The sequence below is a fragment of the Micromonospora sp. CNZ285 genome (assembly GCF_004637285.1).
This window is the reverse complement of sequence record NZ_SPQD01000001.1, coordinates 5,401,899-5,425,404: the sequence shown is the minus strand read 5'-3', so window position 1 is coordinate 5,425,404 and position 23,506 is coordinate 5,401,899. Positions and strand designations below refer to the sequence as shown.

At 71.4% G+C, this 23,506-nt stretch carries 26 protein-coding genes, 1 tRNA gene and 1 riboswitch; of the genes, 9 read left to right on the top strand and 18 right to left on the bottom strand.

The window, feature by feature from the left end:
* Window positions 1-14 precede the first annotated feature (14 nt).
* Complete coding sequence (locus CLT75_RS24775; protein WP_135242686.1) at window positions 15-881, top strand: aldo/keto reductase family oxidoreductase; 867 nt, start codon at window positions 15-17, stop codon at window positions 879-881.
* A gap of 9 nt (window positions 882-890) precedes the next feature.
* Here the strand turns inward: CLT75_RS24775 and CLT75_RS24770 are convergent, their stop codons facing one another.
* The 4 genes from CLT75_RS24770 to CLT75_RS24755 form a co-directional block, all read right to left on the bottom strand.
* A complete protein-coding gene (locus CLT75_RS24770) occupies window positions 891-1,160 on the bottom strand; it encodes a DUF6458 family protein (RefSeq protein ID WP_013283345.1) in 270 nt (89 codons plus the stop codon).
* Window positions 1,161-1,345: 185 nt separating this feature from the next.
* Entirely contained in the window at window positions 1,346-3,202 is a 1,857-nt protein-coding gene (locus CLT75_RS24765) for an acyl-CoA dehydrogenase (RefSeq protein ID WP_120572400.1), read from the bottom strand.
* Window positions 3,203-3,318: 116 nt separating this feature from the next.
* On the bottom strand, window positions 3,319-4,446 hold the full coding sequence (locus CLT75_RS24760) for a PP2C family protein-serine/threonine phosphatase (protein WP_135242685.1): 1,128 nt from the start codon (window positions 4,444-4,446) through the stop codon (window positions 3,319-3,321).
* A 68-nt stretch (window positions 4,447-4,514) separates the two neighbouring features.
* The gene (locus CLT75_RS24755) at window positions 4,515-5,147 is read right to left on the bottom strand and encodes a septal ring lytic transglycosylase RlpA family protein (protein WP_135242684.1); all 633 of its coding nucleotides are present in this window, start codon (window positions 5,145-5,147) and stop codon (window positions 4,515-4,517) included.
* A gap of 160 nt (window positions 5,148-5,307) precedes the next feature.
* Here CLT75_RS24755 and CLT75_RS24750 point away from each other — a divergent pair, with 160 nt between their 5' ends.
* A complete protein-coding gene (locus tag CLT75_RS24750; RefSeq protein WP_209310381.1) occupies window positions 5,308-5,856 on the top strand; it encodes a type I phosphoribosyltransferase in 549 nt (182 codons plus the stop codon).
* Window positions 5,857-5,909: 53 nt separating this feature from the next.
* On the top strand, window positions 5,910-6,323 hold the full coding sequence (locus tag CLT75_RS24745) for an ASCH domain-containing protein (protein ID WP_135242682.1): 414 nt from the start codon (window positions 5,910-5,912) through the stop codon (window positions 6,321-6,323).
* Here CLT75_RS24745 and CLT75_RS24740 read toward each other — a convergent pair.
* From CLT75_RS24740 to CLT75_RS24725, 4 genes are all read right to left on the bottom strand, one after another.
* Window positions 6,320-7,198, bottom strand: coding sequence for an LLM class flavin-dependent oxidoreductase (locus CLT75_RS24740; protein ID WP_167796957.1), 879 nt, complete (start codon window positions 7,196-7,198; stop codon window positions 6,320-6,322). The two genes, CLT75_RS24745 and CLT75_RS24740, sit on opposite strands and share 4 nt — an antisense overlap.
* 51 nt (window positions 7,199-7,249) lie before the next feature.
* Window positions 7,250-8,302 (bottom strand): MerR family transcriptional regulator, encoded by a 1,053-nt coding sequence (locus CLT75_RS24735; protein ID WP_135242680.1) that lies wholly within the window; start codon window positions 8,300-8,302, stop codon window positions 7,250-7,252.
* Window positions 8,303-8,378: 76 nt separating this feature from the next.
* Window positions 8,379-8,945: an NUDIX domain-containing protein gene (locus CLT75_RS24730; protein WP_135242679.1), complete on the bottom strand. Its 567-nt coding sequence runs from the start codon at window positions 8,943-8,945 to the stop codon at window positions 8,379-8,381.
* A gap of 30 nt (window positions 8,946-8,975) precedes the next feature.
* A complete protein-coding gene (locus CLT75_RS24725; protein WP_135242678.1) occupies window positions 8,976-9,869 on the bottom strand; it encodes a LysR substrate-binding domain-containing protein in 894 nt (297 codons plus the stop codon).
* An 88-nt stretch (window positions 9,870-9,957) separates the two neighbouring features.
* Between CLT75_RS24725 and CLT75_RS24720 the strand changes: the two genes are divergently transcribed.
* Both CLT75_RS24720 and CLT75_RS24715 read left to right on the top strand, forming a co-directional pair.
* A complete protein-coding gene (locus CLT75_RS24720; protein WP_135242677.1) occupies window positions 9,958-10,353 on the top strand; it encodes a VOC family protein in 396 nt (131 codons plus the stop codon).
* A gap of 9 nt (window positions 10,354-10,362) precedes the next feature.
* Window positions 10,363-10,884 carry a GNAT family N-acetyltransferase gene (locus CLT75_RS24715; protein ID WP_135242676.1) on the top strand — a complete coding sequence of 174 codons (522 nt, stop codon included), beginning with the start codon at window positions 10,363-10,365 and terminating at the stop codon, window positions 10,882-10,884.
* Here the strand turns inward: CLT75_RS24715 and CLT75_RS24710 are convergent.
* On the bottom strand, window positions 10,863-11,474 hold the full coding sequence (locus CLT75_RS24710; RefSeq protein WP_135242675.1) for a dihydrofolate reductase family protein: 612 nt from the start codon (window positions 11,472-11,474) through the stop codon (window positions 10,863-10,865). The genes CLT75_RS24715 and CLT75_RS24710 overlap by 22 nt on opposite strands.
* 160 nt (window positions 11,475-11,634) lie before the next feature.
* Here CLT75_RS24710 and CLT75_RS24705 point away from each other — a divergent pair, with 160 nt between their 5' ends.
* Window positions 11,635-12,411: a hypothetical protein gene (locus tag CLT75_RS24705; RefSeq protein ID WP_135242674.1), complete on the top strand. Its 777-nt coding sequence runs from the start codon at window positions 11,635-11,637 to the stop codon at window positions 12,409-12,411.
* Window positions 12,412-12,464: 53 nt separating this feature from the next.
* On the opposite strand, the gene CLT75_RS24700 is transcribed toward CLT75_RS24705, so the two are convergent.
* From CLT75_RS24700 to CLT75_RS24670, 6 genes are all read right to left on the bottom strand, one after another.
* On the bottom strand, window positions 12,465-12,914 hold the full coding sequence (locus tag CLT75_RS24700; protein WP_486485367.1) for a CPCC family cysteine-rich protein: 450 nt from the start codon (window positions 12,912-12,914) through the stop codon (window positions 12,465-12,467).
* A 129-nt stretch (window positions 12,915-13,043) separates the two neighbouring features.
* Entirely contained in the window at window positions 13,044-14,006 is a 963-nt protein-coding gene (locus CLT75_RS24695) for an alpha/beta hydrolase (protein WP_167796956.1), read from the bottom strand.
* 98 nt (window positions 14,007-14,104) lie between these two features.
* Window positions 14,105-14,950: a helix-turn-helix domain-containing protein gene (locus tag CLT75_RS24690; protein WP_135242672.1), complete on the bottom strand. Its 846-nt coding sequence runs from the start codon at window positions 14,948-14,950 to the stop codon at window positions 14,105-14,107.
* A 105-nt stretch (window positions 14,951-15,055) separates the two neighbouring features.
* Complete coding sequence (locus CLT75_RS24685) at window positions 15,056-15,475, bottom strand: hypothetical protein (protein WP_135242671.1); 420 nt, start codon at window positions 15,473-15,475, stop codon at window positions 15,056-15,058.
* Between the two features lie 220 nt (window positions 15,476-15,695).
* The gene (locus CLT75_RS24675) at window positions 15,696-16,088 is read right to left on the bottom strand and encodes a hypothetical protein (protein WP_135242670.1); all 393 of its coding nucleotides are present in this window, start codon (window positions 16,086-16,088) and stop codon (window positions 15,696-15,698) included.
* A 115-nt stretch (window positions 16,089-16,203) separates the two neighbouring features.
* Window positions 16,204-16,277 (bottom strand) — tRNA-Gly (locus CLT75_RS24670).
* Between the two features lie 269 nt (window positions 16,278-16,546).
* Between CLT75_RS24670 and CLT75_RS24665 the strand changes: the two genes are divergently transcribed.
* The gene (locus CLT75_RS24665; protein ID WP_135242669.1) at window positions 16,547-17,539 is read left to right on the top strand and encodes a zinc metalloprotease; all 993 of its coding nucleotides are present in this window, start codon (window positions 16,547-16,549) and stop codon (window positions 17,537-17,539) included.
* Window positions 17,540-17,612: 73 nt separating this feature from the next.
* On the opposite strand, the gene CLT75_RS24660 is transcribed toward CLT75_RS24665, so the two are convergent.
* Window positions 17,613-18,158: a pyridoxamine 5'-phosphate oxidase family protein gene (locus tag CLT75_RS24660; RefSeq protein ID WP_135242668.1), complete on the bottom strand. Its 546-nt coding sequence runs from the start codon at window positions 18,156-18,158 to the stop codon at window positions 17,613-17,615.
* Between the two features lie 78 nt (window positions 18,159-18,236).
* Here CLT75_RS24660 and dcd point away from each other — a divergent pair, with 78 nt between their 5' ends.
* Entirely contained in the window at window positions 18,237-18,815 is a 579-nt protein-coding gene (gene dcd / locus CLT75_RS24655) for a dCTP deaminase (protein WP_013283324.1), read from the top strand.
* Window positions 18,816-18,892: 77 nt separating this feature from the next.
* Here dcd and CLT75_RS24650 read toward each other — a convergent pair whose 3' ends face one another.
* Complete coding sequence (locus CLT75_RS24650) at window positions 18,893-19,927, bottom strand: C40 family peptidase (protein WP_135242667.1); 1,035 nt, start codon at window positions 19,925-19,927, stop codon at window positions 18,893-18,895.
* A gap of 13 nt (window positions 19,928-19,940) precedes the next feature.
* Window positions 19,941-20,075, bottom strand: a riboswitch (cyclic di-AMP (ydaO/yuaA leader).
* A 238-nt stretch (window positions 20,076-20,313) separates the two neighbouring features.
* Between CLT75_RS24650 and CLT75_RS24645 the strand changes: the two genes are divergently transcribed.
* On the top strand, window positions 20,314-22,347 hold the full coding sequence (locus tag CLT75_RS24645) for a peptidoglycan recognition protein family protein (protein ID WP_135242666.1): 2,034 nt from the start codon (window positions 20,314-20,316) through the stop codon (window positions 22,345-22,347).
* Window positions 22,348-22,417: 70 nt separating this feature from the next.
* Here CLT75_RS24645 and CLT75_RS24640 read toward each other — a convergent pair whose 3' ends face one another.
* Window positions 22,418-23,428: a C40 family peptidase gene (locus CLT75_RS24640; RefSeq protein ID WP_135242665.1), complete on the bottom strand. Its 1,011-nt coding sequence runs from the start codon at window positions 23,426-23,428 to the stop codon at window positions 22,418-22,420.
* Window positions 23,429-23,506: the final 78 nt, after the last annotated feature.

The window sequence follows — 23,506 nt, the reverse complement described above, 5'->3', positions numbered from 1 at the left end:
CAAGAGGTACACGCATGGCCCGCACCACCCTTCCCGGCGGCAACTGGACGCTGGGCGACCTGACCGTCACCCGGTTCGGCTACGGCGCGATGCAGCTCGCCGGCCCCTGGGTCATGGGACCGCCCGCCGACCACGACGGCGCCCTGGCGGTGCTGCGCGAGGCGGTCGCGCTCGGCATCACCCACATCGACACCAGCGCGGCGTACGGGCCGTTCGTCACCAACCGGCTGATCCGGGAGGCGCTGCACCCGTACCCGGATTCGCTGCACGTCGTCACCAAGGTCGGCGCGGACCGGGACGAGCAGGGCGGCTGGCCCACCGCACGGGATCCGGAGAGCCTGCGCCGGCAGGTCCGGGAGAACCTGGAGACGCTCGGCGTGGACTCGCTCGGCCTGGTGAACCTGCGGCTGGGCGACGCCACGGGGCCGCAGCCCGGATCGCTCGCCGAGGCGCTGGACACGCTCGCCACGCTCCAGCAGGAGGGCCTGATCCGCCACCTGGGCCTGAGCAACGTGACGCCGGAACAGGTGGCCGAGGCGCGGTCGATCGCGCCGATCGTCTGCGTGCAGAACCTGTACAACCTGGCCCACCGCCAGGACGACGACCTGATCGACGAGCTGGCCCGGCAGGGCGTCGCCTACGTGCCGTTCTTCCCGCTCGGCGGGTTCACCCCATTGCAGTCCGCGGCGTTGTCGGCGGTGGCCGAACGCCTGGGGGCGACACCGATGGGCGTCGCCCTGGCCTGGCTGCTGCGGCGTTCGCCGAACATCCTGCTGATCCCCGGCACCAAGTCCGTCGCGCACCTGCGCGAGAACGTCGCCGGCGCCGGGCTGACCCTCTCCGGCGACGACCTCGCCGAGCTGGACCGGATCGGCCGCTGAGACACGGCGTCAGGACGGCGGGGCCGTCGGCGGCGGCGGGTCGGGCGGCGGCGGCATCATCGCGGTCGGATGCGAGAGCCGGTTCTCCTCCACGATGAGCGTGCGGGCCCGCTTGCGGCGGTCCTGCCAGAACCACAGCGTGGTCAGCAGGACGCCCAGCCCGGCCAGGATGAACACCCAGCCGACCGCGCGCAGGTCGATCCACCAGACGTTGGCCCGGATGGCGAAGGTCATGATCGCGCCGAGCGCGATGAGAAAGATGGCGCTACCAATGCCCATGTGCGCTGCACTCCCCCGTGCGATGGCCTTGGGCGTACTCCGGTCGTGGTCCGCGACGGTTACCCGCCACCGGGCCGCCTATCCACCCCGGGCACACGCACGGCGACGGCCGGCGGGCTGGTGCCCGCCGGCCGTCGTCATGAGGGGGAGAGTGACGTTTCAGGGGTGAAAGCCCCCGGAAGGGCTCAGAAAACCTCCTCCGGGAGGTCCATGATCTCCAGGTCGGTGCCCTCGATGATCCGGCGGTCGGCGCCGATGCGGGGCAGCACCTCGCGGGCGAAGAACCGGGCCGCGGCGACCTTGCCGGTGTAGAAGGACTTGTCGGCCGCCGAGACCTCGCCGGCCAGCGCCTTCAGCGCCACGTCCGCCTGCTTCTGCAGCAGCCAGCCGACCACCAGGTCGCCGATCGCCAGCAGGAACCGGCGGCTGCTCAGGCCGACCTTGTAGAGCGCGCGGGTGTCGCCGCCCTGGGCCTCGCCCAGCCAGCCGGTCATCACGCCGAGGATGTTCTGGATCTCGGCGAGCGCCTTGCCGAGCGCCTGACGCTCCTCCTTGAGCTGGCCGTTGCCGGCCTCGGAGGCGATGTGCTCCTGGATCTCGGCGGCAACAGCCATCAGGGCCTTGCCGTTGTCCCGGACGATCTTCCGGAAGATCAGGTCGAGGCTCTGGATCGCGGTGGTGCCCTCGTACAGGGTGTCGATCTTGGCGTCCCGGACGTACTGCTCCAGCGGGTAGTCCTGGAGGAAGCCGGAACCGCCGTAGGTCTGGAGCGCCTCGTGACCGAGCAGCTCGTACGCCCGCTCCGAGCCGACGCCCTTGACCAGCGGCAGGAGCAGGTCGTTGACCCGCTTCGCCAGCTTGGTGGCCTTCTCGTCACCGGCCGCCTCGGCGATCGTGACCTTGTCCTGCCAGGTCGCGGTGTAGCAGACCAGCGCGCGCAGGCCCTCGGCGTACGACTTCTGCAGCAGCAGCGAGCGGCGCACGTCCGGGTGGTTGGTGATGGTCACCCGCGGGGCGGTCTTGTCGGCCATCTGGGTCAGGTCCGCGCCCTGCACCCGGTTCTTGGCGTACTCCAGCGCGTTCAGGTAGCCGGTGGAGAGCGTGGCGATCGCCTTGGTGCCGACCAGCATCCGGGCGTACTCGATGATCATGAACATCTGGCGGATGCCGTCGTGCTTCTCGCCCAGCAGCCAGCCCTTGGCCGGTACGCCGTGCTCGCCGAAGGTCACCTCGCAGGTGTTCGAGACCTTCAGGCCCATCTTGTGCTCGACGTTCGTCGCGTAGACGCCGTTGCGCTCGCCCAGCTCGCCGGTCTCGGCGTCGAAGTGGTACTTCGGCACGACGAACAGCGACAGGCCCTTGGTGCCCGGGCCGCCGACGCCCTCGACGCCGACCGGACGGGCCAGCACGTAGTGGACGATGTTGTCGCTCAGGTCGTGCTCACCGGAGGTGATGAAGCGCTTCACGCCCTCGATGTGCCACGAGCCGTCCGGCTGCTGGATCGCGCGGGTACGGCCGGCGCCCACGTCCGAGCCGGCGTCCGGCTCGGTGAGGACCATGGTCGAGCCCCACTGCTTGTCGATGAACAGCCGGGCCCACTTCTTCTGCTCCTCGGTGCCCTCGACGTGCAGCACGTGGGCGAAGGACGGGCCGGAGGCGTACATCCAGATCGGGGCGTTGGCGCCGAGCACCAGCTCGGCGAGCGACCACCAGAGGGCGCGCGGGGCGTTCGTGCCGCCCAGGGACTCCGGCAGGTCCAGGCGCCAGAACTCGGAGTCCATGAACGCCTTGTACGACTTCTTGAACGACTCCGGCAGCGGCGCGGTGAACGTCGCCGGGTCGAAGACCGGCGGATTGCGGTCGCTGTCCGAGTAGCTGGCGGCCAGATCCTCGCGGGCGAGGCGGTCGACCTCGCCGAGGAAGCTGCGGGCCGTGTCGACGTCCAGGTCCGTGAACGGCGCCTGGCCGAGCGTCCGGTCCGCCCCGAATACCTCGAACAGGTTGAACTCAAGGTCCCGCACATTGCTCTTGTAGTGGGTCATGCTCGCTGGCCCCGCTTCCGGACAGGTGTTACCGATCAGTAACTCCAGACTGTATTACTCGCCGGTAGGCAACGACAAGCGGATCTCGGAAGTGACAGCGATTACACACTTCCCGTTCATCCGTCGGCGGCGCCGACCTCCCAGCTCGGAACCGGCGCGGCGGTGGTGCTGCGCGGGCCGACGTACTCCATCAGGACCAGCGCGATGTCGTCGTCGAGCCGGCCGTGCACCCACTCGACCAGGGCGGTCTCCAGCGAGGCCAGCCCGTCCGCGACGGTGCCGTGGCCGAGCAGCCGCCAGGCCCGGTCGGCAGTGGGGAAGAACTCGCCGTCCCGGCGCGCCTCACCCAGCCCGTCGGTGAACAGCAGCAGCCGGTCGCCCGGTTCCAGCCGCTCCACCCGGGGCCGGACCACGGGCATGAAACCGAGCGGCGGCGCGGGCGCGGGCGGCTCCAGCGGGATCACCGCACCGCGGCGCAGCAGCAACGGCGACGGGTGCCCGCAGTTGACGATGGTGAGCGTGCCGCCGCGCTCCTCGACCAGGGCGGCGGTGACGAAGTCCTCGTCGCCGACGTTGCGGGCCACCGCGCGATCCAGGTCGGTCACCACCGCGCGCAGGTCGGCCCGCTCGTACGCGACGTGCCGGTAGGAGCCGAGCACGATGCTGGCCAGGCGGACCGCGTCCAGCCCCTTGCCCCGTACGTCACCGATGATCATGCGGACGCCGTACGGGGTGTCCATCACCTCGTACAGGTCGCCGCCGATCTCGGCCGTCGCGGTGGAGGAGATGTATCGGGCGGCCACCGCCAGCGTGCCGACCTGCGGGCCGAGCGGTCGCAGCACCGCCTGCTGGGCGACCGAGGCGAGCCGGGACAGCTCCGCGATCCGGTCCGCCTGGCGCTGGCGTACCGCCGCCGTCGCCGCCGCGATCGCGGTGGCCACACCGACCGCTGTCACATTGACGACTGTCACCAGCGGGCTGCCCCGTTCGGCGATGGCGAAGCCGATCCCGATGGCGGTGGCGAGGCCGCCCACCGCGAGCACCACCCGCCAGGACGCCAGGGCTGCCGCGAGGAACGGCGCGACGACCATCAACGCCAGGTAGTGCGCCGGGCGGCCGTCGGCCAGCTCCACCGCGACCACGATCGCGAGCAGCGCGAGGGCCGCGCCGAGACCGGCGCGGGATCCGGGACTCAGCGGGCCTCGGCCCGGCTGGAAGGGTTGCGTGCGTACATCGGACAGCATGCCTGATGGACGTGAACGGGAGAATGAACCTGGCCCGTCGGTCGTGGAAGTTCTGCCCGAGTGGCCGGTCAGCCGAGCACCTCGTACCGGACGTTCACGTGGCCGAGGCCGGTGGCGGCGATGGTCGCGAACGCGGCGCGGGACAGGTCCAGGCACCGGCCCTCGATGAACGGGCCACGGTCGTTGATCCGCACCACCACCGACTTGCCGTTGGCCGGGTTGGTCACCCGGACCTTCGTGTTGAACGGCAGCGTCTTGTGCGCGGCGGTGAGCGCGTCCGGGTTGAACGTCTCGCCGTTCGCCGTCATCTGGCCCTCGGCGTAGAAGGAGGCGCCGCAGGAGCCGCTGTCCACGACCTTCGGGCTGCTCGTCTTCTTCGCCGTCGGCGACGGGGAGGCGGTCCGGGCCTTGCTGCGGGAGGCCGCCTGGGTGCGGCTCGCCTTCGGGCTCGGGGTGGCCTTCGGCGACGGGCTGAGACTCGCGCTCGGCGAGGCGGACGCGCTCGGCGAGGGGGCGGCCGACGTGGGGGCGGGCGTGCTGGGCAGCGTCTCGACCACGGCCGGCTCGGCGGGCGGCTCGGCGGAGGTGAGCCGCACGGCGCCGACGGTACCGCCGACCGCGAGCGCCACACCGACCGCCGCGGTGGCGGCGATGGCGGCGGGCGAGGAGAACTTGCGGGTACGAAGGTGCCTAGCAGCCACCGGCCCGGTCCTTTCGTCAACTGAACAAACCGGCCCGCACCGTAACGAGAGAAGCACTTCCGAAGTCAACGTGATCATGGTGCTATGCCCGCATTTACCCTGGTACGTGTAGCCGATCACGCCACAGTCGATCGGCCGAACGGCCCACAGATCCGCCAGGATGGAAGACGTGCTGAGTCGTCGCCTGGTCGAGCTGTTCGGGTGGATCGACCCCGGCCCGGGCAGCACCCACCTGGTCAGCGACATCTCCGGCTGGTGGCGTGACCCCGAGGTGCTGGCCCAGGTCGGGCCAGCGGTGGCCGGGCTGTTCCCCGAGGATCGTCCGACCGTCGTGATCGCCCCCGAGGTGACCGGGCTGCTGCTCGGCCCGCTCGTCGCGGTCGCCGCCGGGGCCGGTTTCCTGCCCGCGTACAAGGACGGCGGAGAGCGGCGCCGGGTCGGACCGACGCGCTGGGCGCAGACACCCCCGGACTACCGGGGCCGGCGGCTGCGGGTCGGCGTGGACGGCCGGCGGCTCGGCACCGGCGACCGGGTGCTGCTGGTCGACGACTGGGTCGACACCGGCGCGCAGCTCGACGCGCTCAGCCGGGTTGTCCGGGACGCCGGGGCCGACCTGATCGGCTCCGCCGCGCTCGTCGCGACCTGCCCGCCCGAGGTCGCCACGCGGCTGAGGCTGCGCGCCCTGCTCACCGGCGACCAACTGCCGTGAGACGCCGCGAAACCGGATGAGCGACGGCGGTACGGTGCCGTAGCGTCGGCAGCATGTGGCCCCGCATCGGTGGATTGCGCGCACTCGCCCTCGGCACACCAGGCGAGCTGCGCACCCGGCTCAACACCCTCGTGCTCTCCGGCGTGAAGACCGCCACCGCCGGTCTCGTGCAGGAGTACGACGAGGACGGCGAGGAACTGGAGCACGTCGGCGAGCGGCAGGTGCTCGTCGACGACAACGACGAGTTCGTCGCCGTGATCGAGGTGACAGGCGTCGAGGTGGTGCGCTTCGCCGACGTGCCGTGGGACTTCGCCCGCGCCGAGGGCGAGGGCGACCGGTCGATCGAGGAGTGGCGCGAGGGCCACGGCGCCTACTGGGCCCGGCAGGGCACGCCGGTCACCGACGACACCCGGATCGTCTGCCTCCGGTTCCGGCTGGTCTCCACCGAGGGCAGCGTCGGCACCTAACCGGCCCGGCGCAGCTCCGGCAGCAGCGCCGCCGCCTCCACCAGCACCGCCTCGTCGCCCGCGTACCAGCTGCTGGCCCGGGGCCAGTGCGTCACCACGTCGGTGAAGCCCAGCCGGGCCGCCCGGGCCACCTGCTCGGCGAGGAAGTCGGCGCTGGTCAGCGAGAACACCGGTGCCGAGTCGAGCGACAGGTAGCGGTCGAGCGTCGCCGGGTCGCGGCCGGCCTGCTCCAGCGTGCGGTCCATCCGGTCGGACAGCTCCGCCACAGTGCCCCACCAGGTCTCGACGTCGCCGCCGAGCCCGGTGGTGACCCAGCCCTGCCCGAACCGGGCGACCAGCCGCATCGAGCGGGGACCGTTCGCGGCCAGCACGAACGGCACCCGGGGCTGCTGGACGCACCCCGGGTTGTTGCGCGCGTCCACAGCGGTGAACCACTCACCGCGCAGGGTCGTGCCGTCCTCCCGCAGGATCAGGTCGAGCAACTCGGTGAACTCGGCGAACCGGTCCACGCGCTGCCGGGGCGGCAGCGTCTCGCCGCCGAGCACCGCCGAGTCGAAGCCGATGCCGCCCGCGCCCAGGCCGAGCAGCAGCCGGCCGTCCGACACGTCGTCGAGCGCGGTCACCTGCCTGGCGAACGCCGCCGGGTGCCGGAAGTTCGGCGACGCCACGAGCGTCCCGAGCTTCACCCGGGACGTCACGCCGGCCGCCGCGGTCAGCGTCGTCCACGAGTCGAACCACGGCCCGTCGACCAGGTCACGCCACCCCAGGTGGTCGTAGGTCCAGGCGTGGTCGAAGCCCCACTCGTCCACCTGGGTCCATCGCCGACGCGCTTCCGACCAACGCTGGTCGGGCAGGATCACGATGCCGATTCGCATGATCGCCAGGGTACGACCCGGGCCGGACAACCCGGCCCGGGTCGCGGGGGATCACGGCGCCAGGTCGGCGACCACGCAGGCGATGTTGTCCGGCGCGCCGGCCGCGTACGCCAGCTCGACCAGGCGCTCGACGGCGCTCTCCGGGTCGTCCGCCTCGGCCAGCGCGGCGTGCAGCGCGCCCGGGTCCACCACGGCGGAGAGGCCGTCGGAGCAGAGCAGGTAGCGGTCGCCGGGCAGCGCGGTCCGCAGCGCCAGGTCCGCCTCCACCTCCGCGCCCGCGCCGAGCGCCCGGGCCAGCAGCGCCCGCTGCGGATGCGCCCCTGCCTCGGCCGGCGTGAGCCGGCCCTGGTCGACGAGCGTCTGCACGTACGTGTGGTCCTGGGTGAGCCGGGACAGCTCGCCGCCGCGCAGCAGGTACGCCCGGCTGTCCCCGACGTGCACCAGCGCGAGCCGGGTGCCACGCCGTACGAGCGCGGTGAGCGTGGTGGCGGGCTGATCGGCGTCGGTGGCGTGCGCGCGAACCGCCCGGTCGGCCCGGGTCACCGCGTCGGCAAGCGCGGCGAGCAGGTCGGCCTGCGGCGCGTCCGCCTGCTCCAACGGCCGCAGCGCGTCCACCGCCGCCGCGCCGGCGGTGGACCCGGCGGGACCGCGTACGCCGTCGGCGACCGCGAGCAGCGCCGCGCTCGCGTACGCGGTGTCCTCGTTGGAATCGCGGACCGTGCCCGTCTCGCAACGCGTCGCGTACCGGAAGGTGGTCTCGGACATGGTGGTGCCCCTCTCGCTGAGCCTGTCGACGAGGAGCGCGACGGCCCGGCCGCGCGCCGCGGTGTCCGCGCTGACCCGCCGCCACCAGGCGTCGAGCGCCTCGGCGGCGGCAGCGGGCGGCAGGCCGCAAACGGTACGGATCTCGGCCAGCGGCATCCCGGCCCGGCGCAGCCCGGCGATCAGCCGTGCCCGGTCCGCCTGCTCCGGCGCGTAGTAGCGGTAGCCCGAGTGCGGGTCCACAGCAGCAGGGGGCAGCAGCCCGCAGTCGTCGTAGATGCGCAGCGCCTTGGCGCTCAGGCCGGTCGCCCGGGCGAACGCGCCGATGGTCAGCAGCCGCACCGTGCCTCCCTCGCGCTCCTCGTGCCGGTCACCGCGACCGGCACCGGTCACGCTGGGCCTTGCCGCAGGGGACGGGTCAAGGCGTCGCTGCCGCCAGTTTGGTCAGCATCCGGCCCAGATGCGGCTCGATCGTGCCGGCCGGCGCCTCGTGCACCTCGGCCGGCGTCCACCAGCGGATGCCGGCGAACTCCACCGGATCGGGCGTGAACCGCTGGCCGCGGTGGGCGGACAGCACGTACCAGAGGCTCACGTCCGTGTGCCGGTGCTCGGGCGGGCCGACCGTCTCGGTGACGGTGAGGAACGCCGGGCGCTCACCGAACGGCGGCGCGAAGACCGCCGCCACGCCCAGCTCCTCCCGCAGCTCGCGGCGCACCGTGCCGGCCGGGTGCTCGCCGGGCTCGACGTGCCCGCCGCTGGGCAGCCACATGCCGGCAAGGCGGTGGTCGACAAGCAGCACCGCGCCGTCGGCCGGGTCGCGGAGCAGGAAGTACGCGACCAGGTGCGGCGACGGCGTACGCGGCTTGGCCCGGCGGAAGATGTCCTCCGTGCCGGCCAGCCAGGCCAGTGCCGCCTCCCGGTGCCGCACCTCCAGTTCGTCCCCCGGTGTCAGCTCGTCGACCAGTTCCCGGATCTCGTCCCGCATCCCGCCGATGCTGCCAGCCGGGTACGACGGTCAGTCCGGCGGCAGCGGGTTGGCGTCGGCCGCCGCGCGGACGAACTCGCGTACCCGGGACGTGGTGTTCCCGGCCGGCCACACCGGACCGCGACAGATCGGCGGCGCGTCGTGGATCGGCACGTAGGCCACGTCCGGGCGGGCGTAGAACTGCCGGGCCTGCTCGCCCACCGGCAGCACCCCGCGCCCCAGCGCGACGAGCGCCAGCATCTCGGAGAAGCTGCCGCCCGCCGGGCCCTTCGGCACCGGGCGGCCCGCCGGGGTGCGGTCCGGCGTGCGGTCCTGCTTGAACGCGGCCGAGGTCACCGCCGGGTACTGCACCACCGGATGGTCGCCGAGCACCTCCAGCGACACCGACTCCTCGGCCGCGAGCGGATGGCCCGCGGCCACCGCGAGCACCCGGCGCTCGCGCATCAGCACCGGGCCGTTCGCCATGCCGTCGAAGGGGTACGCGGCGATCAGCACGTCGATCGTGCCGTCCAGCAGGCTCGACCGGGTGCTGGCCAGCGGCGCCTCGTGCACGTGCACCTCGCAGTCCGGGTGGCGCTCGGTGAAGAGGGCCACCGCGCGCAGCAGCACCGGAGCTGTCGACTCCCCGACGTACGCCACCCGCAGCTCGCCGGTGAGCCCGCGCCCGGCGTCCACGGCCCGCTGCACCGCCGCCTCGATGCCGGCCACCAGCGGGCGCATCTCCTCGGCCAGGCGGGCGCCGATCGGGGTGAGCCGGACGACCCGGCTGGTCCGCTCGAACAGCGGCGCGCCGATGCGGCGTTCCAGCTTGCGCACCACGTGGCTGACCCGGCCGGTGCTCACCCGCAGCCGCTCGGCGGTCCGCCCGAAGTGCAGTTCCCCGGCCAGGGTCAGGAACGTCTCGATCTCGTACCGCTCCAGCACCGGAGCACCTCCGTCGTTGCCTGCGGGTCAACGATCGTAGTCCGGATCGGGCTTGGTCCGGTCGGCGCGCCGGACCAGGGTTGACGGCATGCAGAACCAACTCGTGACCGTGACCGGTTTCGACCACCTCGTCCTCGCGGTGAGCGACGTCGAGCGTTCCCTCGACTTCTACTGCGGCACGCTCGGCCTGGCCCCGGTGCGGGTCGACAGGTGGCGGGCCGGTGAGGTGCCGTTCCCCTCCGTACGCGTCGACGCCGGCACCATCATCGACCTGATCAAGGGTGACCCGACCGGGTCCAACGTGGACCACTTCTGCCTCGTGGTGGAGCCGGTCGACTGGCAGCGGGTGGTCGACTCCGGGGTGTTCACCGTGCTGACCGGCCCGGTACCGCGCTTCGGGGCGCGCGGCACCGCCACCTCGATCTACGTCAGCGACCCGGACGGCAACACAATCGAACTGCGCTGCTACCCGGCCGACGCCTAACCTGGTCCGATGCCGGAGCTGGAACGCCTCGCCGCCCACCACGCACCCGCCGTGCTGCGGTTCGAGCGGGAGAACCGGGCCTACTTCGCCCGGTACGTCCCCGACCGGGGCGACGACTTCTTCACCGGGTACGCCGCCCGGCACGCGGCCCTGCTGGACGAGCAGGAACGCGGCACCTGCCACTTCCACGTGCTGGTCGGCGACCACGGCGCCGTGCTCGGGCGGTTCAACCTGGTCGATGTCGCAGGCGGCAGCGCCGAGCTGGGCTACCGGGTGGCCGAGCGCGCCGCCGGGCGCGGGCTCGCGAGTGAGGGCGTACGGCGCGTCTGCGAACTGGCCCGCACCGAGTACGGGCTGCGCCGGCTGGTCGCCTCGGCGGCGCTGGCGAACCCGGCCTCGCTGGCGGTGCTCCGGCGCGCCGGTTTCGTGCTCGACGGCGCGGTGACCGACTGCGAGGTGGATCTGGACGGGGAGCCCGGCCTGCGGCACGTGCTCGACCTCCACGCGCCCTACGCGGCGGCGTCCCCGTAGGCGAGCGCGCCGGCCGGCTCGTACGTCAGTTGCAGCGTGCCGTGGGCGTGGGTGACCGACTCGGTGAGCCGCAGCGCGCTCGGCACCGTCCCCTCGCCGAACAGGCGCTTGCCGGTGCCGAGCAGCACCGGGTACACCCACAGGTTGAGCCGGTCGACCAGGCCGAGGCGCAGCAGCGACTGCACCAGGTCCAGGCTGCCGATCACGTGGACCTCGGCGTGGCGGCCCTTCATCTCGGTGACGCGCTCGGCGAGGTCACCCTTCACCAGCGACGAGTTCTGCCAGGCGAGCGGTTCGGCGAGCGTGCGGCTGGCCACGTACTTCGGCACGCCGTTCAGCAGGCCGGTGAAGGGGATGTCCGCAGGCGCCTTCGGCCAGTAGCCGGCGAAGATGTCGTACGTCTTGCGGCCCAGCAGCAGCGCGTCCATGCTGCTCGCCCGCTGGAACATCACCGCGCCGGACTTGTCGTCGAGCAGCGGCATCTGCCAGCCGCCGTGGCTGAAGCCGCCCTCGCGGTCCTCGTCCGGTTCGCCGGGCGCCTGCGCCACGCCGTCGAGGGTCAGGAACTCGGTCACGATCAGCTTGCCCATGGGTCCGCTCCTCCGGTTTCTGCTCCGTCAACCGGCAGACCCGGCCACGACCCGCAACTCATCGCCGCCGGAATTACCTGTGCCCCGTGTCGCCTCCAGCGTAAGATCATTCTCTTCGGCAGGCGTACGCCTTCCGGAGTCCTCGAAGGCGGATTTCGCCATGATCCCCAATCGGACTGAGACAAGCGTCCTCCTGGACGAGGCACTGGCGGGTGTGGCCGTCGCGTTCCAGGGCATGACGGCCCACGAGCAGGAGTCCAACTGCGAGTGCCACTGGGGCAGCGCGGAGGAACTGGCACTGCTGAAGACGCCGGACGTGCCGCTCGACGATGACCTGTTTCGTCGCACGTACTGGACCATGGACTGGCACTACCCCGGTCTGCTGCTGCGCCGGATCCTGCCCCAGGTGACTGAGCGCCTCGTGGACGGCCGAATAGTGGCGATGGACGGGCTGGACAGTCTGGCGAACTTCTTCGCCGTCTCTCCTTGGCACGAGTGGCCGAGGGGGCAACAGGCTGCCCTGCGGAAGTTCCTGAACGTGTGGTGGGTGCACGTCCTGGTCGAGCCCGACGCGAAGGTGCCCGCCCATGCGGCCCTGTCGTTCCTCGCCGAGGCCACCACAGAGCTCACCCCGTGGCTGGCCGACTGGGCGGAGGCGCTGGCCGACGAGCCGGCCCGGCGACACCTGGTCCAGGCCATGGACGAGTGGATGTACGACCTGCGGGGCGATGCGCTCCCGTGGCCGAGTTGGCACGACATCGACGCGTGGGCCCCCGCGCTGCAACTGTGGGTGATCCGACACGCGCCCATTGTCCTGCGCGAGTACGACGCGTCGGCCGAGCTGCTCGAGGACATCCGCCGGTTCAGCCTTCCCGACTCCGAGCGGTACGACAAACCGCTCTCGCGGTGGAGCTCCAGGCGCCCGTGGCCTGAGTGACGTACGGAAGGCCCTGGCGGGACTTCGCGTCCTGACCAGGGCCTTCACTGCGGTCACGCCCCTTGTCGCCCGCGCCGGTCAGCTCTCGAACGGCGATCAGCCCAAGCAGCGCTGTCCTCGATCAGCAGCCTCACCGCGCGAACATCCGGCACCACCAGGTGCCACAGAAGTTTCTTCGACTCCAGCCAGCCCAGGCCGCGCTCGCGCATCAGAGCAACGGCTGCATCGACCGGCATCCCATCAGCGAGCCGGCTCCGCATTTCTTCGAACTGCTCAGGCCAGTCCGATCGCAGCTCGGCACAGGCACCGAATCGCTCGAAGTTCTCCCGCGCCTCGGTCAGGGTCAGCCCGTTCGGCCCACTCAACTCGTCGGCGCTGAGGTCGTCTGTCCCGTCATCCTGCCAGAAACACACCAGGCAGATCCCGTGCATGCCACGCTCGTCGAGCGTGAGGCACTTGCAGCACGGACACGCATACGGCCCACCCTCCGGCCCACGACGCACGTATCTCGACGCTCGATCGGCCACGCCTTGAATCCTGTCAAACCGGAGACAACCTGTCTGGGGGAGCGGGCCGCAGTGACGTCGAAGACCCTGGTTTTTGACCAGGGCCTTCGTGTCTGTCCTACCGTCTCAGCTTCGCGGCACCGGATGAAGACGGCTGCGCAGGAAGGCGACCATCTCGCGGCGCGCCGGCCGGGCGGCCGGCACCAGACCGGGAGTGCTCAGGAAGGTGTGGGTGGCTCTCGGGTAGCAGGTCAGGTGGGCGTCGGTGCCGTCCTCGCGAAGTCGCTCGACGTAGCGGCTTCCGTGGTCGGCCAGCGGATCCAGTGCGGCGGTGATCACCAGTGTCGGCGGCAGTCCGCTGAGGTCGTCGAACATGACGGGTGACACGCTGCGCGGGTCGAGCGTGGGCGGCAGGCTCACCTTGCGGGCCGCGCGCAGCCGGGACACGGACAGCGTGGGGTTGTCGGCGTTCTCCGCGACCGAGGGGTACTCGGTCATGCTCTCGGTCCAGTCCGTGCCCGGGTAGAGCAGCGCCTGGGCGCGCAGCGGTGGGCCGTCCTTGCGGGCGCGCAGGGCGATGAGTCCGGCGATCGTGCCACCCGCGCTCTCGCCCATGACCGCGACGGCTGCGGGATCGACGCCCCACTGGGCGGCATCTTCGACGAGCCGGACGACGGTGTCGTAGCCGTCGTCGATCGGCTGGGGCAGCGGGTGCTCCGGGGCGAGGCGGTACTCCACCGAGACGACCACCGCCGGGCAGCGCGCCGCGAGGTGGCTGTTGAGCCAGTCGTTCTGGGCAGCCGTCCCCGCGAAGAAACCTCCGCCATGGAACGAGACGACCAGCGGCAGCTTCCGGTCGGTGTCCTTCGGACGGTGTACCCGCAGCGTCAGACGTCGACCAGGCAGATCGATGGAGGTTGCCTCGATGCGTGCGCGGCGGTCCGGGCGGCCGGTGATGATCCGTGCGACACGAGACGATGCCACGCGGTTGGCCTTCTCGCGCGCGGCGATCACCTGCTCGTCGGTCAGAGCCTCCCAGTCCAGGGTGTCCCTCAGGATACGGGTGCCCAGTGGGGCTTTGCCTCTCATGGTGTCCTCCGGGATGCAGACGCTGTCGACTCACTGTCACAGCCAGTGCATGCCGGTGGATTGAACGAATGTCAGGACGGACTCCCCACCCTCCGGCGTCAGGGCCGGGCGGGCCAGGCGACGTCGTCGACGGCGAGGAACGGTGCGTTCGCCACGGTCGTGGGCGTCGCTCCGGTGAAGGTCATGACGTCTCGGTGGAGGTGCGACTGGTCGGCGTAACCGCTGTCTGCCGCCGCCGCTGCGGCGCTGTGACCCGCGGCGAGGCGATGGGCCGCACGATCGAACCGGATGAGTTGGGCGGCGCGCTTGGGGGTGAGTCCGATCTGGGACCGGAATCGGGCCCACAGCCGTTTGCGGCTCCATCCGACCTCGGCCGCCAACCGCTCGACCCGCACCTGTCCCCCGCCGGCCACCATCCGCCTCCAGCAGTAGGCGACTTCCGCATCGACCGCGCGGCCCACGTCCTGACGCCGGGCCAGCGCCACCTCGGCCATCGCGAACCGGTCGTCCCAGGACCGGGCGGCGCGCAGTCGCTCCTGGATTCGCGCGGCGTCGCGCCCCCAGAGGTCGCCGAGGGCTGTCACGGTCCCACTCAGCTCCGATGCGGCACCCAGGACCGCGTGCGCGATCACAGGCGACAGCCGCACCTGAAGGCACGCGAAGCTTCCGGCCTGTCCTCGTCCTTGCGCGCCAGGGGGTGACGCGAGTCCGGCGGTGACGCAGCCTCGCTGTTGCCGGCCAGCACCGTCGTCGACGACGAGCGGCTGATCGCCGAGGTCGAAGATCACCATGAAGGCGGGGTGCGGCACGACCTCGACCTCCACCGGGGCGTCAGCCCGATCGCTGAAACCCGCCATGGTGACCCCCGCCAACCGGCCCGGTCGTTGCGGAACCGCGATATCCCAGGCGGGCGAACCGGAGCGCACCGGCTCGGTAGGTCGCACATCACGATGGTACGTGTCACCTCAACCGACTCCGGAGATCCGCCTTGGCCCAGGCGGCGGGCCGGGACACGTGAGCGGCCCAGGCGGCGAGCTGATCAGCCCTCCCTAGCGGGCTCCGCCCGGTGCGAACACCGCGTAGAAGTACCGGAGGCTGTCCTCCGGACCGTTCTCCAGTCGCTTGAAGGCCTTCGCAATCGGATTGCACCAGCGCTGCCCGCCGAGCTCCACCACCATGGGCCACCCGACGACGGCCAGTTCGTCTGCCGCCGTTGCGCGCCACCGTCCACCGGCATGGCGGGTCAGCACCTCGCCGACATAGCAACCGAAGCCGAAGAGAGTCTCCGCCACCTGTTCAGCCGCGAGGCCCTCGGCCCGAAAGCCGTCGAGGATGGTGTCCACGGACGTCAGGCTGTCCGGCGTGTAGTCCAGGTGCACGCCGCTGACCTGGGCCGCTGACACCACGATGTCGCCCGCGAACCGGGCTGCGTTCTCCGGGACGGGCGCGTACTTCAGGCGCAGCTGCACGGTTCTCTCCGTTGATCAACAAATGGGGATCGCGCGATCGTACCGACGACGGCCGACAGGCAGCGGCCTCGCGACCGGCTCGCAGGACGCCGGACGAGCACGACGCCGTGGCCTGGTTCGCAACGTCCGACCTCGCCGGCCTGCGTCTCGCCCATGAGCCGCTTCTCCCGATGCTCACCGCCCCAGTCACCGGCGTCAGCAGCCCTACCTCGTCCGCACGTCAGGTGCGAACCGGCAGCTCGCCGAATCTGGCACCACGGACGACGGAATCGGTCTCGACTTCCTGGACCGTCCAGACGTGACCGACGAAGTCGTCCACCGCGACACCACCGCGTCCGAGCAGCGTCCGGATCGCTGCCACTGCCTCCTGCCGCCGCGACAACCGGTAGTTCACCTGGACCGCCCACGCCGGCCGCTCGCCGACAGCGCGCTCCAACTCCGCCACCATCTCGGGCTCCCAGTCCAGGTACAGGTCACGGTGTTCCTCCACCAGCCAGAGGAAGACCGAGCCCGGCGCTACCCACTGATCCGGCTGGGTCTCACCGAGGGAACCCAGGAGTCGCAACACGTCCGCCCTGGACACGGCCGGGAAGACGAACGCATTCTCACTCACGCGCAGAACCATAGGCGCCGGCAAGAAGCCGCGGCCATCGGCCCGTGCAGGCTGGTGACCCCTGGAACATCGAAGGCCCTGACCGGGACTGTCATCCTGATCAGGGCCTTCACGCTGGAGCGGGTGACGGGAATCGAACCCGCACTGTCAGCTTGGGAAGCTGATGTTCTGCCATTGAACTACACCCGCAGGCGGCACCACTCTACCCGAAGGTCACCACCCCCGTGCATCCAGGTGCCCGCGCCACTTCGGCGAGGTGGCTGCATCGGCGAGCGGTTGACCCCGCCACCTCCCCGAGCTGGAGTGGATCAAGCACCCGACCGAGGCCGGCCGGCGCGAAGTTGCACGTCGGAAACGTATGGGCGTTCTCAAATGCGTCGATGGGATGTAACGTCTGCCCCACGTTTCCGAACCGGCGTGACACACCCCCTGGCACGCCGTCAGAAAGAGGTGGGCCCATGGGACTCCGTCCCAACCTGCTGACCCGGCGTACCGCCGGTGTCGCGACGTCGACCCTCGCGCTGCTGCTCAGCACCGCCGCCGTCGGCGTCGTACCCGCTGCTTCGGCCTTCTCGGCCGCCCCGGCCGGCGTGTGCGCCGAGCCGGCCGACGCCCACGCCGACGAGCACTCGAACGCGCGCGTCGCGAAGGGTGGCAACGCCAAGCTCGACCCGAACCATCTGACCGCCGCGCAGGTCCGTGACCGTGAGGCCGACCTCGCCGCGGCGCAGCGCGAGCGGGCCGGCTTCCGGACCGGCGCCGTCGCACCGCTGGCCACCGTGACGATCCCGGTCGTCGTGCACGTCATCCAGGAGAACAGCACCCGGGCCGGCGGCAACATCACCGACTCGATGATCAACCAGCAGATCACCGTGCTGAACCAGGCGTACGCGGGCTCGACCGGCGGCGCCGCCACCGCCTTCGGGTTCCAGCTCACGAAGATCAACCGGGTGACGAACCCGTCGTGGTACCCGATCGTGCAGGGCTCCTCCGCCGAGCGCTCGATGAAGACCTCGCTGCGTGAGGGCGGCAAGAACACGCTGAACATCTACCTGGGCGAGCTGAGCGACAGCCTGCTGGGCTGGGCGACGTTCCCGAAGCGGACGCTGGACAAGATGGACGGCGTGGTCGTGCTGAACGAGTCGCTGCCCGGCGGCACCGCGACCAACTACAACCAGGGTGACACCGGCACCCACGAGGTCGGCCACTGGCTGAACCTCTACCACACCTTCCAGGGCGGCTGCTCCGGCTCGGGCGACAGCGTCTCCGACACCCCGGCCGAGGCGTCCCCGGCGTACCAGTGCCCGACCGGCCGCGACACCTGCTCGACCGCCGGCAAGGACCCGATCACCAACTTCATGGACTACACGTACGACTCCTGCATGTACCAGTTCACCGCCGGCCAGGCGAGCCGCATGCTCACCGCGTGGAACGCCTACCGCGCGGCCTGACCTCCTCGCACCACGCACCGGTGCCGGCCCTGTCCTCGGACGGGGCCGGCACCGTTTCGTTTCGGATCGGGGGTCAGGCGGCCGGGCGGCGGGTGTCGAAGCCGTGCCGGCCGCGCCGGGCCTCCGCGCCCACCGGCTCCCGCCGGGCGGGTTCGGCTCCGCGCGGGTCGAGCCAGACCCGCACCTGCGGCGGGGCGGCGCCGGGCTGGGCCACCGGGTCGCGCCGGGTCAGCATCGCCACCTCGACGGTGAACTCGAACAGCCGCCAGTCGCCCTGCGGCGACGCGCGGGCGATCCGGGCCAGCCGCGTCACCGTGGCCGGGTCGGTCACCGGCCGGGCGCGCCCCGCGAGGTACGCCTCGTCGTCGCTCTCCTCCGGCGGGAACGAGTGCAGCGCGTAGCGGCCGTCGCGTTCGAGGTCGCGTCGCTTCGGCGAGTCGACGACGAAGCACCAGAGGCCGTCGGCGGTGATCACCGGGGAGACCGGGTGGACGCGGGGGCCGCCGTCGGCGCGGACCGTGGCGAGGTAGCCGAAGCCCGGCCCGTACTGCTGCATCAGGAGGCGGATCTCGTCGGCGAGGCGGGGCTCGTCGGCGGCGAATTCGGACCAGGAAGCCATGTGGACACTCTATCGAACACATGTACGAAGATGTAGTGCGACACGCAGGTCACCCGTACCGGTCGCTATGGTGTTCCGATGCTGCTCTCCGACCGCGACCTGGTCTCCGAGATCAAGGCCGGCACGCTCGCGCTGGAGCCCTTCGAGCCCACGCTGGTGCAGCCGTCGAGCATCGACGTACGCCTGGACCGGCTGTTCCGGGTCTTCAACAACCACCTCTACACGCACATCGACCCGTCGATCCAGCAGGACGACCTGACCTCGATGGTGGAGGTGCCGGAGGGGCAGCCGTTCGTGCTGCACCCGGGCGAGTTCGTGCTCGCGTCCACGCTTGAGGTGATCTCGCTGGGTGACCAGCTCGCCGGCCGGCTGGAGGGCAAGTCGAGTCTGGGGCGGCTGGGGCTGCTGACGCACTCGACAGCCGGTTTCATCGACCCCGGCTTCTCCGGTCACGTCACGCTGGAGCTGTCGAACGTGGCGAACCTGCCGATCACGCTCTGGCCGGGCATGAAGATCGGGCAGCTCTGCATCTTCCGGCTCTCCTCGCCGGCCGAGCACCCGTACGGCTCGGCCGTCTACGGCTCGCGTTACCAGGGGCAGCGCGGTCCGACGCCGAGCCGGTCCTGGCAGAGCTGGCGCACCTGGCCGACGCGCTGACGCCGCGCCCGGGGCGCCGCGCCCGGGGCGCCGCGCCCGGGGCGCCGCCGTCACCGGCGGAGCCCCGGAGCACGACCTCAGCCGGGGCGGCCGTAGCTGTTGATGTCGCCGTCGTCGACCCGCTTCATCGTGATCGGCTTGCCGGACTGGGAGGCGTGCACCACCCAGCCGTCGCCCACGTACATCGCCACGTGGTGCAGGTCGCCGTAGTAGAAGACGAGGTCACCGGCGCGCAGCTCGGCCCGGCTGACCCGCTTCGTCACGTCGTGCTGCTGGCGCGCGTTGTGCGGCAGCGAGACGCCGCCCTTCGCCCAGGCCGCCATGGTCAGGCCCGAGCAGTCGAAGTGGTCCGGTCCGGCCGCGCCCCAGACGTAGATCTTGCCGATCTGGGCACAGGCGAACTTGACCGCCGCACCGGCCGGGCCACCGGGGTAGCCGGCCGGGCACGGCGCCGGGCGCAGCGGGCCGCCGCCACCCTTGCCGTACACCTTGAGCCGCAGCTTCTCCAGCTTGGCGATCTCGGCGTCGATCTGCTTCTTCTTCGCCGCGAGCTGGGCCTCGGTACGCGCCAGACCGGCGATCATCTCGTCCAGCGGCTTCTTCTTCGCCGCCAGTTCGTCGCGCAGCGCGGCGACGGAGCGCACCTGCTCGTGCTGACGGTGCGCGAAGCGGTCGAGCAGTTCCAGGCCGGTGACCAGGTCGCCGGGTGAGCGGCTGCCCAGCAGCGCGTTCACGGTGGAGAGGTTGTCGCCCTTGTAGGCGTCGGCGGCGAGCCCGCCGACCTGGCCGAGTGCGGCGTCCACCCGGGCCTGGAGGGGTGCGATCTGCCGGCCGAGCGCGTCGGCCTGCTTGCGCCGCGCGGCGAGCTGCCCGCGTACGGCGTTGACCTGTTCGATGACCGGTTCGAGCTTGTTCCAGTCGCGGTCGATCTGGGCCTCGATCTCGGCGACCGAGGGTTCGGCGTGTGCCGCCGTGGCGCCGCCGGTCAGGACGACGGCGGTGCCGACCAGTGCGGCGAGGGCTGTGGTGAAGCGGGACCAGCGGGAACGCGGCGCGACGAAGGACCGGTCGACCGACCGGTTCGACGACGGCCGCGGGGCATGGAGTGCCACCGGGCGTCCGTACTCCTTCTTCCGTACCGCCTACCGGGTTAGCTGACGGATTCGGGCGGGAAGGGAGCCGCCCTACCGCATCGCTGCGGATTCACCCCAGGTACCTGGTTCCCCGGCTCGCCCGGAGGCGACTCGGCGGTGTCGGACCGTCACCGACCGGGTTGGACGGTGAGACGTGCGGCCGACGATTCACCAGAGTAGGGACCACCGTTATCGATCCGCAACTTCCAGCGCCGTGACACTCCGTACGCGATCCAGGGCCGCACCCGGGGCGGAGGTGAAATTTTCTTTCAAGGCTGATTACTCACTGGAAAGGTATTGACCCCTGCGGGTGTGCGGAGTGAGGGTGGAGACGCAGTGACCCCCATCCCTGTCCAGGAGGTTCGATGCACCTCTCCGCCCCGCCGTCGGGCAGACGGATACTGCTCGCCGCCGCAGTGGCGACAGCCACCGCGCTGGCGACGACCGGCCCGGTGACAGCCGCGCCGGACACGTCCGCGCCCGCGAGCGACAGGCAACAACAATACGCCGCCGCCGCGGCCGAGTACGGCGTGCCGCAGAACGTGCTGCTCGGTGTCTCCTATCTGGAGTCCCGCTGGGACACCCACACCGGGCAGCCGAGCACCAGCGGCGGCTACGGCCCGATGCACCTGACCGACGCCGCGCACATCCTCGCCATGCCGGGCAGCGCCCACGTCGACGAGGACGAGGACCCGCGCGGCGACGACTCCCGGCCGCTGAAGCTCGACCCGGCCACCGCCGCCGCGCCGGAGCGGGAAACCCCGCTGCCGCCCGCCTCGCTCCAGACGCTCGACGCCGCCGCCGCGCTCACCGGGCTCGACGCGGACACGCTCCGTACCGACCCGGCCGCGAACATCCGCGGTGGCGCCGCGCTGCTGGCGTCGTACCAGAAGGCTCTGGGTGGGCCGGTCGGCGCCGGCACCGACCCGGCGGCCTGGTACGGCGCGGTGGCCCGGTACTCCGGCGCGGACACCTCCGACGCCGCGGCGGCCTTCGCCGACGAGGTCTACGACCAGCTCGGCCAGGGCGCCAGCCGCACCACCGACGACGGCCAGCGGGTCACGCTCGCCGCCACCGCCGCGCAGCCGGACCGTTCCCGGCTGGCCCGCCTCGGCCTGCGCAACGCCGAGCGGCCGGACGGGCTGGAGTGCCCGGTACGGCTGGCCTGCGAGTGGATCCCCGCGCCGTACGAGCAGCTCAGCGACGACCCGGGCGACTACGGCAACCACGACCTGGGCGACCGGCCGAAGCAGCAGAAGATCGAGTACATCGTCATCCACGACACCGAGGGCTACTTCGGCCCGAGCGTCGACCTGGTGAAGCGGGCCGACTACCTGGGCTGGCACTACACGCTGCGCTCGGTGGACGGCTACATCGCCCAGCACATCAAGACCAAGGACGTCGGCTGGCACGCCGGCAACTGGTACGTCAACGCCAAGTCCATCGGCCTGGAGCACGAGGGCTTCGCCGGTCAGGGCACCTGGTACACCGAGGCGATGTACCGCACCTCCGCCAAGCTGGTGCGGCACCTGGCGCTGAAGCTCGGCATCCCGATGGACCGGCAGCACATCATCGGCCACGACAACGTGCCCGGCATCAACGCCGGCGCGGTGGGCGGGATGCACTGGGACCCGGGACCGTACTGGGACTGGTCGCACTACTTCGACCTGATGAAGGCGCCGTTCCGCAGCACCGGCACGCCGCGTACCGGCCTGGTCACCATCGACCCGGACTTCGCCACCAACCGGCCCGCGTTCACCGGCTGCAACCAGCAGCCGCCCGGCGTCCCGACGCCCCGGCCGCCGGCCGAGCCGTGCCCGTCGCGCGGTTCCTCGTCGGTGATCCTGCGGACCGCGCCGAGCCCGGACGCCCCGCTCGTCAACGACCTCGGGCTGCGCCCGGACGGCACGCCGGACACCATGTACATCTCCGACCACGGCGCCCGCGCCTCCGCCGGCCAGACGTACGCGCTCGCCGGCCGGCAGGGTGACTGGACGGCGATCTGGTACCTCGGCCAGAAGGCGTGGTTCCTCAACCCGGCCTCCGCGCCGACGGCCAAGTGGGCCACCGGCTTCGTGGTGACCCCGCGGCCCGGCAAGGCCACCATCCCGGTGTACGGGCGGGCCTACCCGGAGCAGGCCGCCTACCCGGACACCATCCCGTACCAGACGATCTCGCCGCTGCAGTACACGTTCGCCGCCGGCCAGCGGTACGCGGTCGGCGGGGTGCTGCCCGGCGAGTACTACCGGGCGGTCTCGTTCGACGGTTCGGCACCGGGTGACCGGACCGTGGTCCGCGGGAAGAACCGCTACGTGCAGGTCCAGTTCGGTCACCGGATCATGTTCGTGAACCTGGACGACGTGCTGGTCCTGCCGTCCCCGGTCGGCACGCCACGCTGACCCGGCACCGCACACGGGAAGGCCCCCGGTCCGCGTGGACCGGGGGCCTTTCCGCTGCCAGGGGTTCGGGTCAGGCGACCCGGACGAAGCCGGCGAGCGGCTGGGTGCTGATGCTCGACACCTGGACCGGTTTACCGGTACGTGGCGCGTGCACCATCACCCCGTTGCCGAGATAGAGCCCGACGTGGTGCAGGTCGGAGCCGAAGAACACCAGGTCACCCGGTCTCGCCTCGGAGCGGGACACCTTGCGGCCCTCGTTCCACTGCGCGCCGGTGAAGTGGGTCAGCGAGATGCCCGCCGCCTTGTACGCGTACTGGGTGAGGCCGGAGCAGTCGAACGAGTTCGGGCCGGTGGCGCCCCACACGTACGGGTCGCCGACCTGGGCGCACGCCGTCTTGATGGCGGTCCGCGCGGCGCTGCTCACCACGCCGTCGATCTTCGGGCAGCCCGCCGGGCGGATCGAGGTCACCGGCAGCATGGCGGTCAGCCGCTTGATCTCCGAGTCGATCTGCTTCTTCTTCGCCGCCAGATCGTTCTGCTGCTTGGTCTCCAGCGCGATCAGCGCGTCGAGCTTCTCCTTCTGCTTGTTGTACTCGTCGCGCACCTTCAGCACACCGGCGATCTGGCGGCGCTGGTCCTCGGCGATCCGGTCCAGCATGACCAGCTGCTCGGCCAGCGCGCCCGGCTTGGAGTTCACCAGCAGCGCGCCCAGCTCCTGCGACGGGCCCTGGATGTAGTAGCGGGCCGCGATGTCGCCGACCTTGTTCATGGCGAGCGTGGAGGCCAGCTCCAGCGGCACCATCTTGTCCTTCAGCGCCTTGGACTTCTTCTGGTTGGCGCGAAGCTGCGAGCGGACCTTGTTGAACTGCTCGATGGTGGGTTCGAGCTGCTGCCACTGCTTGTCGATCTGCGCGTCGATCTCGTCCACCGACGGCGCCGCGTGCGCCGGGGCGGTCAGCATTCCGGCGCCGACCGCGGCGGCCGCGACCAGGGTGACCAGACCGTGTACCACCCGTCGGAACCCGGCCCGCCGGCCGGGTGGAGCGCTCGGGGCGTGACGTTGAGGGGGCGTGGTTGCCACCGGCACGGACTCCTTTGCAACCGACCGCCGGGCGCCTCGCGAGAGGGAAGTTCGAGGCAGACGACCCACAGCGGTCGG

Excerpts from the sequence above, each read along its gene's own strand:
- CLT75_RS24775 (WP_135242686.1), top strand. The coding sequence starts at position 15 with ATGGCCCGCACCACCCTTCCCGGCGGCAACTGGACGCTGGGCGACCTG.
- CLT75_RS24770 (WP_013283345.1), bottom strand. The coding sequence starts at position 1,160 with ATGGGCATTGGTAGCGCCATCTTTCTCATCGCGCTCGGCGCGATCATG.
- CLT75_RS24765 (WP_120572400.1), bottom strand. The coding sequence starts at position 3,202 with ATGACCCACTACAAGAGCAATGTGCGGGACCTTGAGTTCAACCTGTTC.
- CLT75_RS24760 (WP_135242685.1), bottom strand. The coding sequence starts at position 4,446 with ATGCTGTCCGATGTACGCACGCAACCCTTCCAGCCGGGCCGAGGCCCG.
- CLT75_RS24750 (WP_209310381.1), top strand. The coding sequence starts at position 5,308 with ATGGAAGACGTGCTGAGTCGTCGCCTGGTCGAGCTGTTCGGGTGGATC.
- CLT75_RS24745 (WP_135242682.1), top strand. The coding sequence starts at position 5,910 with ATGTGGCCCCGCATCGGTGGATTGCGCGCACTCGCCCTCGGCACACCA.
- CLT75_RS24740 (WP_167796957.1), bottom strand. The coding sequence starts at position 7,198 with ATGCGAATCGGCATCGTGATCCTGCCCGACCAGCGTTGGTCGGAAGCG.
- CLT75_RS24730 (WP_135242679.1), bottom strand. The coding sequence starts at position 8,945 with ATGCGGGACGAGATCCGGGAACTGGTCGACGAGCTGACACCGGGGGAC.
- CLT75_RS24720 (WP_135242677.1), top strand. The coding sequence starts at position 9,958 with ATGCAGAACCAACTCGTGACCGTGACCGGTTTCGACCACCTCGTCCTC.
- CLT75_RS24715 (WP_135242676.1), top strand. The coding sequence starts at position 10,363 with ATGCCGGAGCTGGAACGCCTCGCCGCCCACCACGCACCCGCCGTGCTG.
- CLT75_RS24710 (WP_135242675.1), bottom strand. The coding sequence starts at position 11,474 with ATGGGCAAGCTGATCGTGACCGAGTTCCTGACCCTCGACGGCGTGGCG.
- CLT75_RS24705 (WP_135242674.1), top strand. The coding sequence starts at position 11,635 with ATGATCCCCAATCGGACTGAGACAAGCGTCCTCCTGGACGAGGCACTG.
- CLT75_RS24695 (WP_167796956.1), bottom strand. The coding sequence starts at position 14,006 with ATGAGAGGCAAAGCCCCACTGGGCACCCGTATCCTGAGGGACACCCTG.
- CLT75_RS24665 (WP_135242669.1), top strand. The coding sequence starts at position 16,547 with ATGGGACTCCGTCCCAACCTGCTGACCCGGCGTACCGCCGGTGTCGCG.
- CLT75_RS24660 (WP_135242668.1), bottom strand. The coding sequence starts at position 18,158 with ATGGCTTCCTGGTCCGAATTCGCCGCCGACGAGCCCCGCCTCGCCGAC.
- dcd (WP_013283324.1), top strand. The coding sequence starts at position 18,237 with ATGCTGCTCTCCGACCGCGACCTGGTCTCCGAGATCAAGGCCGGCACG.
- CLT75_RS24645 (WP_135242666.1), top strand. The coding sequence starts at position 20,314 with ATGCACCTCTCCGCCCCGCCGTCGGGCAGACGGATACTGCTCGCCGCC.